General features: G+C 74.1%; 13 protein-coding genes. 6 read left to right on the top strand and 7 right to left on the bottom strand.

The annotated features are described in order from the left end of the window. Positions 1-192: 192 nt before the first annotated feature. Both NOCJ54_RS0115535 and NOCJ54_RS0115530 read right to left on the bottom strand, forming a co-directional pair. Entirely contained in the window at positions 193-885 is a 693-nt protein-coding gene (locus NOCJ54_RS0115535) for a hypothetical protein (RefSeq protein WP_028656226.1), read from the bottom strand. Between the two features lie 105 nt (positions 886-990). After that, positions 991-1,548 (bottom strand): TetR/AcrR family transcriptional regulator, encoded by a 558-nt coding sequence (locus tag NOCJ54_RS0115530; protein ID WP_051485922.1) that lies wholly within the window; start codon positions 1,546-1,548, stop codon positions 991-993. Positions 1,549-1,656: 108 nt separating this feature from the next. Between NOCJ54_RS0115530 and NOCJ54_RS0115525 the strand changes: the two genes are divergently transcribed. Then, positions 1,657-2,382 (top strand): SDR family NAD(P)-dependent oxidoreductase, encoded by a 726-nt coding sequence (locus NOCJ54_RS0115525; RefSeq protein WP_028656224.1) that lies wholly within the window; start codon positions 1,657-1,659, stop codon positions 2,380-2,382. A gap of 65 nt (positions 2,383-2,447) precedes the next feature. Further along, a complete protein-coding gene (locus NOCJ54_RS0115520) occupies positions 2,448-3,503 on the top strand; it encodes an LLM class F420-dependent oxidoreductase (protein WP_028656223.1) in 1,056 nt (351 codons plus the stop codon). 87 nt (positions 3,504-3,590) lie between these two features. Here the strand turns inward: NOCJ54_RS0115520 and NOCJ54_RS0115515 are convergent, their stop codons facing one another. After that, entirely contained in the window at positions 3,591-5,030 is a 1,440-nt protein-coding gene (locus NOCJ54_RS0115515; RefSeq protein WP_028656222.1) for a glyceraldehyde-3-phosphate dehydrogenase, read from the bottom strand. 124 nt (positions 5,031-5,154) lie between these two features. Beyond that, a complete protein-coding gene (locus NOCJ54_RS0115510; protein ID WP_028656221.1) occupies positions 5,155-5,652 on the bottom strand; it encodes a VOC family protein in 498 nt (165 codons plus the stop codon). Positions 5,653-5,711: 59 nt separating this feature from the next. Here NOCJ54_RS0115510 and NOCJ54_RS0115505 point away from each other — a divergent pair, with 59 nt between their 5' ends. Beyond that, a complete protein-coding gene (locus tag NOCJ54_RS0115505) occupies positions 5,712-6,176 on the top strand; it encodes a MarR family winged helix-turn-helix transcriptional regulator (RefSeq protein ID WP_028656220.1) in 465 nt (154 codons plus the stop codon). 123 nt (positions 6,177-6,299) lie between these two features. On the opposite strand, the gene NOCJ54_RS0115500 is transcribed toward NOCJ54_RS0115505, so the two are convergent. Both NOCJ54_RS0115500 and NOCJ54_RS0115495 read right to left on the bottom strand, forming a co-directional pair. Then, on the bottom strand, positions 6,300-7,841 hold the full coding sequence (locus NOCJ54_RS0115500) for an FAD-dependent oxidoreductase (protein WP_051485909.1): 1,542 nt from the start codon (positions 7,839-7,841) through the stop codon (positions 6,300-6,302). A gap of 38 nt (positions 7,842-7,879) precedes the next feature. Further along, the gene (locus tag NOCJ54_RS0115495) at positions 7,880-8,881 is read right to left on the bottom strand and encodes a CobW family GTP-binding protein (RefSeq protein ID WP_036518262.1); all 1,002 of its coding nucleotides are present in this window, start codon (positions 8,879-8,881) and stop codon (positions 7,880-7,882) included. A 29-nt stretch (positions 8,882-8,910) separates the two neighbouring features. Between NOCJ54_RS0115495 and NOCJ54_RS26155 the strand changes: the two genes are divergently transcribed. Beyond that, on the top strand, positions 8,911-10,176 hold the full coding sequence (locus NOCJ54_RS26155) for a YibE/F family protein (protein ID WP_084255285.1): 1,266 nt from the start codon (positions 8,911-8,913) through the stop codon (positions 10,174-10,176). On the opposite strand, the gene eccCa is transcribed toward NOCJ54_RS26155, so the two are convergent. Next, positions 10,168-14,244: a type VII secretion protein EccCa gene (gene eccCa, locus NOCJ54_RS0115485; RefSeq protein ID WP_232221805.1), complete on the bottom strand. Its 4,077-nt coding sequence runs from the start codon at positions 14,242-14,244 to the stop codon at positions 10,168-10,170. The two genes, NOCJ54_RS26155 and eccCa, sit on opposite strands and share 9 nt — an antisense overlap. 186 nt (positions 14,245-14,430) lie before the next feature. Between eccCa and NOCJ54_RS0115480 the strand changes: the two genes are divergently transcribed. Both NOCJ54_RS0115480 and NOCJ54_RS0115475 read left to right on the top strand, forming a co-directional pair. Next, entirely contained in the window at positions 14,431-15,810 is a 1,380-nt protein-coding gene (locus NOCJ54_RS0115480) for a DUF2339 domain-containing protein (protein WP_157514925.1), read from the top strand. Positions 15,811-15,936: 126 nt separating this feature from the next. Then, entirely contained in the window at positions 15,937-16,257 is a 321-nt protein-coding gene (locus tag NOCJ54_RS0115475) for a WXG100 family type VII secretion target (RefSeq protein WP_028656215.1), read from the top strand. Positions 16,258-16,272: the final 15 nt, after the last annotated feature.

The following is a 16,272-nucleotide window of genomic DNA, read 5'->3' as shown; positions in this document are numbered from 1 at the left end:
GCTGGCTCTCCCGTGCCCGCGACTACCTCATCGTCGATCGATGTCGCACCACGTCGTCGCGGGCCTCGGCGCGCGTGGGCGGCCTCCCCGGGACCGGGGAGGGCTGACGTTCCATTGCGCCACGCACCCGGGCGGTGGCGCAGTGGTCGTGGTCACCATCGACCCGTGTCGCTGCTCACGCCCCGGATCCGGTCATCCCTCGTCCGGTGCCGGTGGGTCGACGTGCGGGTCGGCCAGCAGGTACTGCGTCAGCCGGCCCTCGCGCGAGCGGTGCGGGTGCACCGGCTCGGGGACCATCCGGCCCTCGGCGGTGTCCCAGAACCGGTCGACGCGCATCGCGACCTGGCGTGCCACCCGGCCCGGCACCCCCTGGTGGGGGAGGTAGGGGTGCGGCCGGGTGGGCACGTGCTGCTCGGCGTGGAAGAGCCGCTCGGCGAGCCGCTCGCGCTCGTCGGCCGGCGCGGCCGCGGCGATGTCGTCGACCAGCGCCCGTTCGAGGCGCCACCACGCGTCGAACTCCGCGGTCACCTCGTCCCACACCGACGTCCACGGGCGGCGTACGGCGAAAGTCGAGCCGTAGAGCTTCGACTTGGTCTGGAAGAGGGCGGCCTCGAGGAGCCGGCTCTGGTGGACGAGCTCGTGTGCCCGCTGCCGGCCGTCCGGGAGGTGGCGGCGGGCGGCCGGGCCCAGCACGGCGTTGACCGCCGCGACGTGGCGGCTGGTGCTCGCCAGGAACGGGTCGGTCGCGCGCACGCGGTCGCGTGGCCGGTCCCGGGTGGGGCGGCACGCTCCTGCTTCGGCGAGCCGCTTGCTGAGCACGTCGTGGGTCTCGGCGACGGTGTCGGCGAGGGTGTCGACGCCGGTGCCGATGTCGTCATCGGTCATGGTTCGCGTCCTTCCCCGAGGGACCCCCACCGTCCAGTGTGCGCCGGCGAGCGACGGACCTCAAGGGCAGGCCGCAGGTGGCCTGGGAGGTGCCGCCGGGAGTGCTCAGGCCGCGGCGCGGGCGGCCGCGAGGACCTGCTGCAGCGCCCAGTAGAGGCGCTCGCCGTCCTGGCCCTCGGCGAGCATCTCGAAGCCGACGAGGGTGCTCATCGCCCAGGCGGCGTACTGCGGCGCCCGCTCCTCGCCGACGATCTCGACGAGCGCGGCGTGCGCCACCTCGTAGCGCCGTTGGTCGACGTCGCGCTGGAAGGCGGCCACCCGCTCGTCGACGCCCGCCCACACCCGGATCGCCGCCTCGGCACGGTGCAGCAGCTGCGAGCTGGCCTCGGCGAGCATCATCAGCCGGGTGACCGGGTCGTCGTGCTGGTTGACGATGTCGACGGTCTGCTGGGTCCGCTCGTCCAGCCACGCCTCGAGCAGCGCGTCGGTGAAGTCCTGCCAGTTGTCGAAGGAGTGGTAGAACGACCCCGTCGTGACGCCGAGCCGGCGGCACAGCGGGGCGAGCTTCAGCGCGCCGTAGCCCTCGGTCGCGAGGATCTCGTTGGCTGCGGTGAACCACGCCTCACGCAGCGCGTTGCTGCGTCGCACCTGGCGCTCGCTCATGGTCTGCTCCTCGGGACGGGTCCTCGCGACGGTCCTCGCGACGGGCTCCACAGGGCTCCACATGCTAGGACCTGCCCGGGGCCACCGAATCCTTGGCAGGATTCGGGCATGCCGCTCACCATCGTCACCGGAGGGACCCGGGGGATCGGGGCGGCCGTCGCCGCCCGGCTGGCCCAGGCCGGGCACGACCTCGTCCTCGGCCACCGCGCCGACACCGACAGCGCCAGGGCGGTGGTGGCCTCGCTGGAGGCGACCGGCGTGCGGTGCGTGGCGGTCGCCGGCGACGTCACGACGGACGCCGGCATCGACGCGCTGCTCGACGCGGCGGACCGGATGGGCGGGCTCACCGGCCTGATCAACAACGCTGGCGCGACCTACCGGTTCGCGCCGCTGGTGGACACCCCGGCCGACGAGGTGCGGCGCACGGTCGAGGTGAACCTGACCGCGCCGATGCTCGTCGCCCGCGCTGCCGTGGAGCGGATGGGAGCAGGCGGCGTGGTCGTCAACGTCACCTCCGGTGCCGCGACCCTCGGCTCGCCGGGGGAGTACGTCCACTACGCCGCGGCGAAGGCGGGCCTCGACCTGTTCACCCGCGGGCTGGGCCTCGAGGTCGCCGGCCGCGGCATCCGCGTCGTGGCGGTCGCGCCCGGGCTCGTCGAGACCGAGCTGCACGCCACCACCGGCGACCCCGGGCGGCTCACCCGGATGGCGCCGCAGGTGCCGCTGGGCCGGGCGGGGCAGCCGGAGGAGATCGCCGAGGCGGTGGCGTGGCTGATGAGCGACGCGGCGTCGTACGTCACCGCGACGACGCTGCGCGTGGCCGGCGGACGCTGACCGGACCGGGGGCCCGGCTGCGGCAGGATGGTCCGGCACTGCCCCCCACCGAGAGGAGCGCGCCCATGCGCCTGGGAATGATCATCGACTACGCGGGCGGGTTCGCCGAGACCGTCGAGCTGCTGCAGGAGTACGAGCGCAACGGCCTCGAGCTGGTCGCCATCCCGGAGGCCTACTCCTTCGACGCCGTCAGCCAGCTCGGCTACATCGCCGCGCGCACCGAGCGGCTGGAGCTGATGTCGGCGATCCTGCAGGTCTACACGCGCACCCCGTCCCTGACCGCGATGACCGCGGCCGGCATCGACTACGTCTCCGGGGGGCGGTTCACGCTCGGCCTCGGCGCGTCCGGCCCGCAGGTGGTCGAGGGCTTCCACGGCGTGCGGTACGACGCCCCGCTGGGTCGCACCCGTGAGGTGATCGAGATCTGCCGCCGGGTGTGGCAGCGCGAGCCCGTGCAGTTCCGCGGCCAGCACTACACGATCCCCCTCACGAAGGAGGACGGCGGCTCGGGCCTCGGCAAGCCGCTCAAGATCATCAACCACCCGGTGCGCAGCGAGATCCCGATCTCGGTCGCGGCGCTGGGGCCGAGGAACGTGGCGCTCGTGGCGGAGCTCGCCAACGGCTGGCAGCCGCTGTTCTTCCACCCGCACAAGGCGCAGCAGGCGTGGGGCGAGTCGCTCGAGGAGGGCTTCAGCCGCCGCGACCCGGCGCTGGGCGAGCTCGACATCCAGCTGCAGATCGCCTTCCAGCTGGGCGAGACCACCCCGGAGGCCCTGCAGGCGATCCGCAACCAGCTGGCGCTCTACATCGGCGGCATGGGGGCGCGGGACAAGAACTTCTACAACCAGCTCGCCCGCCGCTACGGCTACGAGGCCGAGGCCGCGGAGATCCAGGACCTCTACCTCGCGGGCCGCAAGGCGGACGCGGCTGCGGCCGTACCCGACGAGCTGGTGGACGCCGTCAGCCTGCTCGGCGACGAGGACGCGGTGCGACGGCACGTGGCCGACCTGCACGCGGCCGGCGTGCGCACGCTGCTGCTCAACCCGCTGGCGGCCACCGACGAGGAGAAGGTCGCTCAGGTGCGCCGGCTCTCCGAGATCGTCGCCGAGGCGGGGGGCTGACCGGACCCTCCGGACGGGTGACAGCGCCCCGGAAGACGCACTGACCCCGGGCCGTCCGGCCCGGGGTCAGCTCACGTCAGCAGGCGCTCAGGCCCGCGGGAAGGTCGGGTACTCGACGCCCGAGATGTACTGCACGGTGCGCAGCACCTGGCAGGAGTAGCCGAACTCGTTGTCGTACCAGACGTAGAGGATCGCGCTGTCGCCGTCGACGATCGAGGCGTTGCCGTCGACGATCGAGGCCGCACGAGCGCCGATGAAGTCGGTCGACACGGCGTCGGTGGCGACGGTGTAGTCGAGGTTGCGGGCCATCGGACCGACCAGCGAGGTCTGGCGCAGGTGGGCGTTGACCTCCTCGCGGGTGGTCTCGCGCTTGAGCTGCAGGCTCAGGATCGCGATCGACACGTCCGGGGTGGGGACGCGGATCGAGTTGCCGGTGATCTTGGCGTCGAGGTCCGGGAGGACCTTGGCGACGGCCGAGGCGGCGCCGGTCTCGGTGATGACGAGGTTGAGCGGCGCGGAGCGGCCGCGGCGGTCGGCCTTGTGGTAGTTGTCCAGCAGGTTCTGGTCGTTGGTGAACGAGTGGACCGTCTCCACGTGGCCGCGGGTGATGCCGAACTCGTCGTCCATCGCCTTGAGCGGCGGGACGATCGCGTTGGTGGTGCAGGACGCGCACGACAGCACGCGCTCGTCGAGGTCGACGCCGAGGTGGTTGACGCCGTGCACGATGTTCGGGACGTCGCCCTTGCCCGGCGCGGTCAGCAGCACCTTGGCGATGCCCGGGCGCAGGTGCTGCGAGAGGCCCTCGCGGTCGCGCCAGATGCCGGTGTTGTCGATGAGGATGGCGTCCTTGATGCCGTACTCGGTGTAGTCGACCTCGCTCGGCGCGTTCGAGTAGATCACCTGGATCACGTTGCCGTTGGCGATGATCTGGTTCTTCTCCTCGTCCACCGTGATCGAGCCCTTGAAGGCCCCGTGGATCGAGTCGCGGCGCAGCAGCGAGGCGCGCTTCTTGAGGTCGTCGCCCTTGCCCTTGCGGACGACGACGGCGCGCAGGCGCAGGCCGTTGCCGGAGCCGGACTTCTCGACGAGCAGGCGGGCGACGAGGCGGCCGATGCGGCCGAAGCCGTAGAGGACGACGTCCTGCGAGCCGGGCGCGGAGGGCTTGTTCTCACCGGTCGCGTCGGCCAGGGCCTGCGCGGTGAACTCGGCGACGGAGGAGCCCTCGCCCGAGGAGCGGTAGGCGCGCACCAGCAGCGCGAGGTCGATCTTCGAGGCGCCCAGGTCGAGGTCGGCGATCGCCTCGAGGAAGGGGAAGGTGTCGGTGACCGACAGCTCGACGCCGTCGATCTGGCGCGCGTAGCGGTGGGTCTTGAGGATGTCGATGACCGACTTGTTCACCAGCGAGCGGCTGTGGAGCAGGATCGTGACGTCCTTCTCGCGGTGCAGCTTGCCGACGACCGGGATCATCGCCTCCGCGAGCTCCTCGTGGTGCTTCCAGCGGTCGAACTTCTCCTCGATGACGCTCACGCAAATCCCCTACTAGCAGTCGACAGGCCGCGGTGATCGTAGGCCGGTCCACGGGTGGGGTGACCAATCCACCCGCGTTCTTGGACGAGTGGGGTTGGTCACACGGCGCGACGCCGTGGCCGGGTCAGAGGACCTTGGTGCCGTACATCTCGCCGAGCGGGTCGGCGAGCAGCTCGAGCCGCTCGCCGTCGGGGCCGGCGAAGTAGAGCGACACCTTCGACTCGAGGTGGTAGTCGACACCAGCGTCGTCGAGCCTGGCCCGCAGGTGGTCCCACTTCTCCCGGGTGACCGAGATGGCGATGTGGTGGTGCCCGCCCAGGACCTCCCGGTAGGGCCCGAGGTCGAGGCCGGGCAGGGTGAAGAAGGCGAGCAGGTTGCCGGCGCCGACGTCGAAGAAGAAGTGGTCGGAGCCCGCGTAGTCGCGGTTCTCGAAGATCTCGGTCAGCGGGAACTCCAGCAGGCCTTGGTAGAACTCGATGGTCCGTCGTACGTCCGACGACAGCAGCGCGGCGTGGTGGATCCCGCGGGCGCTGCTCTCCGGCCGCTCGCCCTCGGGGGGGAGGTACTCCCGCTTGATCCGCTCGCGGTCCTTCGTGATCGCGTCGAGGTCGATGGTTGCCATGTCAACAACCCTCCTCCGAGGTCGTGGATGTGTCAACATCCTCCGCTAGAATCGCCCGGATGGGTACGTCGAACTGGCTGGACGACAACCAGCAGCGCACGTGGCGCAGCTGGCTCGACCTCCACGCCCAGCTCAACGCCCGGATCAACCGCCAGCTCCAGGCCGCGACCGGCCTCTCGCTGTCCGACTACGCGATCCTCGTCGAGCTCACCCCCGAGGAGGCCGAGGGCTCGCTGCGGATGTTCGAGCTCGGCGAGCGGCTGCAGTGGGAGAAGAGCCGGGTGTCCAAGCAGGTCTCCCGGATGGAGGCCCGCAACCTCGTCGTGCGCCGCCACTGCGCCGACGACCGCCGCGGCGCCTTCGTCGACCTGACGCCCGAGGGGCGCGTCGCGATCGAGGCGGCTGCGCCCGGGCACGTCGAGCTCGTGCGGGAGCTCTTCTTCGCCGGGCTCAGCGACGAGCAGGTGCGCCAGCTCGGTGACTTCGCCGAGGGCGTGCTCGCCCGGCTCGCCGCGACCGACTGACCGACTGACCGTCGTACCGCGGTGCCCGGGTGGCGAGCCTGGTGACTTCTTCTTGCGGTTAGTGGCCGTTGCAAACGTCGACAAGCGCAGGAATCCCCGGCTGAGCGGGGATTCCTGCACCGCTCAGCCCGCCATGTCCTCCACCGCCAGCGACGCGAACACCATCGCCGCGCCGAGCGGGGCGCCGGGGCCGGGGTAGGCGGAGCCGAACACGGACGCCGTGGAGTTGCTCGCGGCGTAGAGGCCCGGAATCGGGTCGCCGGCGGTGTCGAGCACGCGACCGGCGGCGTCGGTGACCAGGCCGCCCTTGGTGCCGAGGTCGGAGAGCACGAAGGTCGCGGCGTAGAAGGGCGGCTGGTCGAGCGGGACCAGTGCCTTGTTGGGGCTGCCGGCGGAGGCGAAGAAGGTGTCGTACTCGTCCTCGCCGCGACCGAAGTCCTCGTCGACGCCGCGCTCGGTGAAGGCGTTGAACCGCGCGACGGTCTCCGCCAGCACGTCCGGGTCGAGGCCGGTCGCCCCGGCCAGTCCCTCGACGGTGTCGGCCTGCTTCCACGTGCCGGCGGCGAGGTGCTCGGCCGGGTCGCCCTCGGGCATCGCGATCGCGGGGAGACGGCCGCCCTCCCGGGAGTCGAAGAGGAACCACGACGGGGTGCGCTCCGGCGCGGCGGCCATCGCCCGGCCGAAGCGGTCGTAGGGCAGGCACTCGTTGGCGTAGCGGCGCCCGGCCTGGTCGACCATGAGGCCGCTGCGGAAGCCGAGGGTGAAGGTGCCGCTGCCGTCGGGCTGCAGCAGGCCGGGGCAGAACCAGCCCTCGCCCGACCAGTCGGTCGCCGCGCCGACCGCGGCGGCCGCGTCGATGACCTCGCCGGTGTTGGTGCCCCGTGGCGCCATCGTCCACTCGGCCCGGCCGGGCGTGCCGTGCGCCGCGCGGCGCTCCGGGCTGCCCTCGAACCCGCCGGCCGCGACCAGCACGCCGCGGGCCGCGCGCACCTCGACCGGCCCGTCGGGGCCGTCGGCGAGCACGGTCGTGAGCCGGCCGTCGTCGTCGCGCCGGAAGCCGGTGACGTGGTGGTGGGTGGCGATCGTGCCGCCGTCGCGCAGCAGCATCGCGGCGAGCCGGCCGATGAGTGCCTGCCCGCCCGACAGGGTCGACCGGCCGCGCTGCCCGGCCCGGTCGCGCTCGACCGGCGGGCGCAGCAGCTCGCCGACCCGCGGGTCGAGCTCGTCGCGGCGGATCGCCGACGGCTGGACGGAGCGGCCCATCGGGACCCGGCCCGGTGCGTCGTAGTACTCCGAGAACGGGATCCACTCGAAGTCCATGAGTGGGTCCGCCTCGAGCGCCGCGACCAGCCGCGGAGCCTGGCGCAGCAGCGCCTCCACCCGCTCGTGGTCGGGCTTGTCGAGGACCGCCTCCAGGTACGCGCGGGCGCCCTCGGTCGAGTCCGGCAGGCCGGCCCGCTGCTGCACGTCGGTGCCCGGCAACCAGCACGCGCCGCCGGAGTAGGCCGACGTGCCGCCGATCAGCGGCGTGCGCTCGAGCACCAGGGTCCGCAGCCCGGCCCGCGCGGCCAGCGCCGCGCCGGTCATGGCCCCGCCGCCGGAGCCGACCACGACAACGTCGTACTCGGGCAGGAGGGGGGTGGTCGCGGCCGCGGTCTCGCTCATGGCCGAACGATAACGTGTTCTAGTTCTGCCGAGGAGGGTCAGCGGGCGAGCAGGCGCAGCCGGCGCAGGCCGGACGGGTCGGGGCCGTCGGCCGGGCGCAGCGCCCCCTCCAGCGCGGGTACGACGACCGCCGGGTCGAGGTCGAGCCCGATGGCCACGAGCGTGCTGGTGGCCGGGGGCGGGCACGGCGCGACGTCGACCTGCCGCCCGACGACGTGCACCACGAACCCGCGCCGGCGCCCACCGTCGTGGACCGCGACCCTGCCCTTCACCCGGTAGGCGCCAGCGGGCGGGTTCGCGAGCAGGTCGACCAGCGGCGCCGGCTCGACCGGACCGGCCACCGAGGCGTCGGCGGACGCGGCGTGCACGTGGCCCTCCGCTGCGGGGGGATCCGCACGCAGGAGTGCGGCGATCGGCAGCTCGTCCTCCGGCTCCTCGAGCGAGGCGACGTCGTACACGAGCGCGGGGTCCACCTTCCCCGCCGTGGTGCGCACGACGTGCGCGCCGGGGTTGATCTCCCGCACCCGGCCCTCGATCCGCTGCAGCGTGGCCTCGTCGACGAGGTCGCACTTGTTCAGCACGACCAGGGTCGCGACCGCGAAGCGGGCCGGTGGCATGCCGCCCCCGTCGACGGTGTCGAAGTAGTGGGCCGCGTCCACGACGTCGACGACGCCACCGGGCCGGACGTGGGGCGCGGTGCTGGCGCGGATCATCTGGGCGAGCGCGCCGGGCTCGGCGATCCCGCTGGCCTCGACCACGATGACGTCGAGGCCGCGCCGGGGCTGGGCCAGCTTCTCCAGCGCGTCGTCGAGGCCACCGGCGTCCTCGAGGCAGCACAGGCAGCCGCCGGCGATCGAGGCCGGCTCGTCGACCTGGCCGCTGACGAGCGCGGCGTCGACGTTGATCGCACCGAAGTCGTTGACCACCACGCCGACCCGGGCGCCGGGCTGGCGCAGCAGGTGGTTGAGCAGGGTCGTCTTGCCGGCACCGAGGTGGCCGGTGAGGGCGACGACGGGGACGCGACGGGGCACGGGGCGCATCGTAGGTTCCGGCTGGGAGGCTGGTGCCCATGGGTCACGGACACTCCCACCGGGCGAGCAGCGGCGTCGACGACGAGATCCGGGTCGGCAGCACCGCCCGGACCGTGCTGCTGGCCGGGCTCGGCGTCTCGCTGCTGCTCACCCTGGTCGGCCTGGTCGTGTGGTTCCCGCCCGGGGACGCCGTCGAGCGCGCCGCGCGCGAGGGCGGGGAGGCGGCGCAGTTCGCCGCCCCGGGTGTCACCTTCCCGAGCGGCGAGATCACCTCCGTCGGCCCGCGCTGCCCCGGGCAGGGCCTGCCGGACGGGTCCGGCTGCAGCACCCTGCAGGTGCAGGTCGACGGCGAGGACGGCCCGGTCGAGGTCTCGGTCCCGCCGGAGGTGCTCGACTCCGGCCTCAGCGAGGGCGACACCGTCCAGCTGCTCCGCCGACCGCCCGCCGCCGACGACACGAGCGGCGCGGCGTCGTACTCCTTCTTCGGGATCGACCGGGACGGCACGCTGCGCTGGCTCGCGGTGTTCTTCGTCGTGGTCGTGCTCGCGATCGCCCGCTGGCGCGGGCTGTTCTCGCTCCTCGGCCTCGCGTTCGGCGGCGCCGTGGTGTGGTGGTGGATGCTGCCCGCGCTGCTCGACGGCTCGCCCGGCGTCGGCGTCGCGCTGACCAGCGCGGCAGCGATCATGTTCGTCGTCCTCTACACGACCCACGGCTTCTCGCTGCGCACCAGCACGGCGCTCGCCGGCACGCTGGTCGGCATCGTGCTGACCGCCGGCCTGGGTGTGCTCGCGATCAGCGACGCGCACCTGACCGGCATCAGCGACGAGAGCGGCGCGATCATCGCGACCTTCGCCGCCCTCGACTTCCAGGCGCTGCTGGGCTGCGCGCTGGTCATCGCCGGCCTCGGCGTCCTCAACGACGTCACCATCACGCAGGCCTCGGCGGTCTGGGAGCTGCGGGCCGCGAGCCCCGGGGCCTCGCGGGCCGAGGTCTTCGCCAGCGCGATGCGCATCGGTCGCGACCACATCGCCTCGACGATCTACACGATCGTGTTCGCCTACGTCGGCACCGCGCTGATCCTGCTGATGCTGCTCAAGGTGTACGACCGGCCGCTGCTCGAGCTGCTCTCCACCGAGCAGCTCGCGGAGGAGGTCGTGCGCACCCTGGTCACCTCGATCGGCCTCGTGCTCGCCGTCCCGATCACCACGGGCCTGGCTGCCCTCGTCGCCGCGCCCCGCGGTGACGACGCTGGTGGGACCGCCGCGGCCACCACCGCGGACGACGCGACGAGCCGCTCAGAGTGAGGGGTCGGTCCACGCCAGCTGGACGACCTCGGTGCCCTGGTCGCGGGTGACCAGGCGGCCGCGGCCGGGCGGCGCCGGCTCCGGGCGCACGGTGCCGAGCAGCACGCCCTCGTCGCGGCTGCCGGACAGCACCAGGCCGGGCATCGCCAGGTCGCGCAGGGTCTGCACGACCGGTTCGTAGAGCGCCCGTGAGGCGCCGCCGGAGCGGCGGGCCACCACGAGGTGCAGCCCGACGTCGCGGGCCTGGGCCAGCAGCGGCTGCAGCAGCGCGACCGGCGAGCTCTGCTGGGTGGCGACCAGGTCGTAGTCGTCGACCACGACGAAGACCTCCGCGCCCGACCACCACGACCGGTTGCGCAGCTGGTCCGGCGTCACGTCCGGCCCGGGCAGGCGGTTGTGCAGGTAGGTCGCGAGGTCGTTCAGCGCCGGCTGCGCCTGGGTGGACGAGGTGAGGTAGTTGAGGAGGTACTCCTCCGGCACCTCGCCGAGCAGCGAGCGGCGGTAGTCGAGCAGCACCACCTGCGCCTCGGCCGGCGTGCGGGTGCGCATCACCTCGTGGCAGTAGGTGCGCAGGAAGGCGGACTTGCCCGAGCCCCCGTCGCCGAAGAGCAACAGGTGCGGCTCGGCGTCGACGTCGAGCGCGACCGGGGCCAGGTCCTTCTCGTCGACAGCCAGCAGCAGCGACCGCTCGGGCGGCGGACCGGCCAGTCGTCGTACGTCGTCGAGGGTGATGCGGTCCGGCAGCAGCCGCAGCTTCGGGCCCGCCGGACCGCGCCAGGCCCCCGCCACGGCGCCGACGAGCCGTTCCACGCCGTCGCCGAGCGTCTGTGCCGAGGAGTCGCCGTCGGTGCGCGGCAGCGCGGCGAGGAAGTGCAGCTTGCCGGGCACCAGCCCGCGCCCGGGGCGGTCGGCCGGCACCAGCGCCGCAACCTTCCTGTCGATCTCGGAGTCGATGGGGTCGCCGAGGCGCAGCTCGAGGCGGGTGCCGAGCAGGTCGCGCATCGCGGCGCGGAAGTCGGGCCAGCGGGTCGAGGCGGTGACGACGTGCAGGCCGAAGGTCAGGCCGCGCCCGGCGAGCTGCTGGATCTCGAGCTCGAGGTCGTCGAACTCCGCCCGCAGCGTGCTCCACCCGTCGACGACGAGGAACACGTCGCCGTACCCGTCGTCCGCGCGGCCCTGGGCGCGGCGCCTGCGGTAGGTCTCGATCGAGTCGATGCCGTGCTGGCGGAACCACGCCTCGCGCCGGTCGACGACGCCCTTGACCTCCGCGACGATGCGGCGCACCACCTCCGGCTCCGAGCGGGTGCCGACGCCGGCGACGTGCGGCAGGCCCGCCAGCGGTGCGAACGCGCCGCCTCCGAAGTCGAGGACGTAGAACTGCGACTCCAGCGGCGTCGTGGTCAGCGCGAGGCTGGTGACGATGGTGCGCAGCAGCGTGGACTTGCCGCTGCGCGGGCCGCCGACGACCGCGACGTGCCCGGCGGCGCCGCTGAGGTCGACGGTGAGCGTGTCGCGCCGCTGCTCGCGTGGCCGGTCGACCGTGCCGAGGGGGACGGTGAGGGTGCCGGCCTGCCGCCACCGCGCCGACACCAGGCCGAGGTCGCGGTGCGCGGCCAGGTCCGGCATGAGGGAGTCGAGCGTGTCCGGGGTGTCCAGGGGCGGGAGCCACACCTGGTGGGCTGCCGGGCCGCGCCCGGCCATCCGGGCGACCGCGACGTCGAGCAGGGACGCGGACTCCTCGCCCGTCGGCGCCGCGACCTCCTCCGGCACCTCGTCCGCGCGCGGGTCGTCGAAGGTCTGCACCTCCGAGATGGTGAACGGCAGGATGCCGATGGCCCGCCCGCCGCCGTCGCGGGTGCCACGCCGGCGCCCGGTCTCCGGCGGTCCCGAGACGTAGGCCGCCTTGAACCGGGTCAGCGCGGTCGGGTCGGGCTTGAGGTAGCCCAACCCGGGCACCGCCGGCAGCTCGTAGGCGTCGGGGACGCCGAGCACCGCGCGTGACTCCTGCGCGCTGAAGGTGCGCAGCCCGATCCGGTACGACAGGTGCGACTCGAGCCCGCGCAGCCGGCCCTCCTCGAGCCGCTGCGAGGCCAGCAGCAGGTGAAGTCCCAGGGAGCGGCCGAGCCGGCCGATCGCGACGAAGAGGTCGATGAACTCGGGCTTGGCGGCGAGCATCTCGCTGAACTCGTCGACGACGATGAACAGCGAGGGCAGCGGCGCGAGTCCGGCCCCGGCGGGGTCGCCGGAGAGCCGGGCCTTCTCGTAGTCGCGGACCGAGGCGAAATTGCCGGACCCGCGGAGCAGCTCCTGGCGACGCACCATCTCCCCGGACAGCGCGTCCTGCATGCGGTCGACGAGGGTCAGCTCCTGCGACAGGTTGGTGATCACCGCCGAGACGTGCGGCATCGCGGACATCCCGGCGAAGGTCGCGCCGCCCTTGAAGTCGACGAGCACCATGTTCAGCTGCTCGGGGGAGTGGGTCATCGCCAGGCCGAGCACGAGGGTGCGCAGCAGCTCGGACTTGCCGGACCCGGTCGCGCCGATGACCAGGCCGTGCGGACCCATCCCCTGCTGGGCGGACTCCTTGATGTCGAGGTGGATCGGTGCCGCCGCGTCGCCGACACCGATCGGCACGCGCAGCCGGTCGCGGGCCGGTCGCGACCGCCAGGCGCTGGCCGGGTCGAAGGCGTGGACGTCGCCCAGGCCGAGCAGGTCCATGAAGTCGGTCGGCGCCGAGATGTCGGCGGCGTCGTCGCCGACGGCCGCGCCGCTGGTGGGGGTGAACAGCGGTGTCAACCGGCGGGCGAGCGCCTCCGCCGAGGCCAGGCCGCACTGGTCCCCGCGGGCCGGCACCGGCTCGCTGCGCACCCGGAGCGCGGTCAGCGGCACCCGGCCGTCCTCGGCGCTGCGGTCGTCGCGCCCGCCGAGCTCGAGCCGCAGCGCCGTGGGGTGCTCGAGCTCCCCCCAGCGTGCGGACAGGTCCAGGACGGTGACGCCGTGCAGGCCGTCCTCCGGGACCAGGTGGTTGCCGGGCGGCAGCTGTGCGCCGTCGGTGACCAGCAGGATGTGGGGGAGCGCGGCGCGCTCGTCGGTGCCGAACCGCGGCCGCTCGCCGAGGTCCGGCGGCAGCATCGCCGCGAGGTCGCCCAGCGACGTCGAGACCATCCGGGCCGGCCCGACCGCGTCGGTCTGGTGCCGGCTGTGGGCGTGCGGCAGCCACTTCACCCAGTCCCAGTGGGCCAGCGTCGCGTCGGTCGCGAGGACGGCGACGAGCAGGTTCTCCGGGGACTGGAAGGTCGTGGCCGAGGCGATCAGCGCCCGGGCCAGGCCGCGCGCCTCCTCCTCGCCGCCGCACACCTCGACCCGGTCGAAGGCGCGCAGGTCGACCGACGCGGGCAGGTCCGGCTGCGTCCGGTGCACGGCGAGCAGCCGGTGCAGGGCCGACGCGGAGGCGGGGTCGGCGTCGAGGGGGACGTCCCGGGGCGGCACCAGCTCGAGGGCGAGCGGCTGGGCGCACACGCCGTACCTCACCTCGAGGAAGGCGGGGTCGGCGGACGACCGCTCCCACACCCGCGAGCGGTCCTCGGCGAGGGCCGCCAGGGCGGTCGGCTCGGGGTGCGTCCAGGCCAGGGCGCTGCGCTGCTGCCCGGCGGCGGCGCGGGCCGCCTCGCGGACGGTGGACAGGTAGTGGAGGTACTCGGTGCGGGAGCCGGTCACCTGCTGGTGGCGCTGGCGGCGCTGCCGGTCGACCTGCACGAGGATGAAGCCGACCGTGGCGAGCAGGAACATGCCGGCCGCGACGAGGCGCAGCACCAGGCCCTGCCCCGTGCCGCCGACGCCCGCGACCAGCACGATCGCACCGAGGCTGCCGAGCATCGGGATCGCGTTCATGGCCATCCCGGCGGCGCCCTCGCCGGGCCGGACGCGCGGGGGTGGCTCGACCTGGAGCCGGCCCGAGGGGAGGTCCGGGCGCTCGCCACGACGGCCCCGCTGGGTCAGCGCACCGGCCGGGGCCGGGCGGTCCGCGCCCTCCGGGCTGCTGCCGGTCCTGTCCTGCGTCACGGTCACGCCGTGGTCCCCTGTCGTCGACGCCCGATCGTCGCGATGCGACGCCCACGATGATAGGCCGGTCGCCGGGCGGTTAGGTGGGGCCGCATGAGGTCGAGGACTACCCTGCGGGCACAGCCACCAATCCCGGGAGCCACGATGTCGCGTCCGTCGTCCCGGCCGTCCTCGGCTGGGACGGTCACCGCCGTGACCGTGCACGGACCGGGTGGGGTGCTCGACCTGACCGTTCCCGCCGGCGCGACCCTCGCCGACGTCGCCCGCGTGTACGCCGCCGAGGCGCACCTGCCGGCGCCGCTGCCGCTCGTCACGCCCACCGGTGCCCCGCTCCGGATGACCGACCGGGTCGGTGCAGCCGGCCTGCAGCCCGGTGCCCTGCTCGTCGCCGTCGAGCCCGCGGATCGTGCCGCGCCGCGCCGGACCGCGACCGCCACGGGCCGGCGCGACCCCGGGCTCGTGCCCGGCACGGGGCCGGCGGCGTGGCTCTGCGCCGCCGTCGCCGCCGCCCTCCTCGCCGGGCTGTGCACCGCGTCGTTGCCGGAGGACGAGCGCTGGCCCGGGGTCGTCGTGCTCGGGCTGGCTGCGCTCGCCGGCTGCCTCCCGTACGGCGCCCGCGCCGCCCAGCGCGTCGTGGCGGCCCCGGCCTTCGCGGCTGCCGCGACGCTCGCCGTGCTCTGGGACCCGCACCCCGGGCGGCTGCCGGTGGTGCTGGGCGCGGTCGGCCTCGCCGCCGCGGTCACGGCTGCCGCCGGTCGCGCCCTGGGCCGGTCGGGCAGCCCCGCCGAGCAGGCCCTCCACGTCTGGCTGGTGGCCGGCACGGCCACCTTCGTCGTCGCCGGCACCGCCCCGCTCACCGGAGCTCCCGCCCAGGCGATCTGGGCGGTGCTCCTCCTCGCGGCCGTGCTGGCGGCCCGGCTCGCGCCGGGGCTCGCGGTCGACGTGCCCGACGACCACCTCCTCGACCTCGACCGGCTCGCCGTCACCGCCTGGTCCGCGCGCGAGCCCGCCGAGGGTGGGCGCGGACGGTCCGTCGTACCGGCCGCCGGTGTCGCCGGTGTCGCCGGTGTCGCCGGTGTCGCCGACGTCGCCGAACGCGCCGGGCGCACGCTCCGGGCGGCGTCGGTCGCGATCCTCGTCGTCGTCGCCCTGTCGGCGCCGTTGCTGCTGTGGACCGCCGACCTGCCGCCGGACCGCACCGGCGCCCGGTGCCTGGTCGGCTTCGGGGGCGCCTGCCTGCTGCTCGCCGCCCGCAACCACCGCCACCGCGCGGCCCGGCGCCTGCTCCGCGTCGCGGGTGTCCTCGCCCTGGCCCTGCTCGCCGCGGTGCTGCTCGGCGTCCAGCCGGACGGGGCCGCCGCCGACCTGCCCGCCCTGCTCGCGCCGGCCGCCGTCGCCGTCGCCGTCGGCGTGGCGCTCGTCGTCGCCGCGGTCCTCGTCGGGCGGGGGTGGCGCTCGACCTGGTGGGCCCGTCGTGCCGAGGTCGCCGAGGCGCTGTGCGGCACCCTCGCGGTCGGGTCGCTGGTGGTCGCGGTCGGCCTGTTCCGCCACCTGTGGGAAATCACGAGCTGAGGTTTCGCGCCGGTCGCCGTCCGGGTAGCAGGCACGACACCGGCTCTTACTGGCAGTGGGTGCTTCTCGGGAGCCGCACAGGGAGATGACCGCGGGGCGGCAGCCCCACTGACCAAGGAGCAACAGATGTCGGATGTCGAGTTCGGCCACGCAGAAGGGGCGCTGAAGCAGATCGCGGACCGCGTCGTCCAGGCCAAGCAGGAGCTCGCGCAGCACTCCGCCCAGATGGAGGCGGACCTCGCGAACATGCAGCGGGCCTGGGTCGGCACCGGGGGCCTCACCTTCCAGCAGCTCAAGGCCGCATGGGTGGAGAAGCACCGGGTCGTCACCGGCGCGCTGGACCGGTTCCACGCCGCGCTGACCGCGACCGAGGCCGACAACCGGGCCGTCGACGAGGCGCAGGGCGCGGGCATGAACGCGCTGCTCAACCGCCTCGGCGCCCAGTGACCCCGTCCGCACACC

The organism is Nocardioides sp. J54 (genome assembly GCF_000519005.1).
Lineage (GTDB): Bacteria > Actinomycetota > Actinomycetes > Propionibacteriales > Nocardioidaceae > Nocardioides.
Note: the sequence above shows the minus strand (reverse complement) of the source record. Positions and strands in the feature narration are given on the sequence as shown.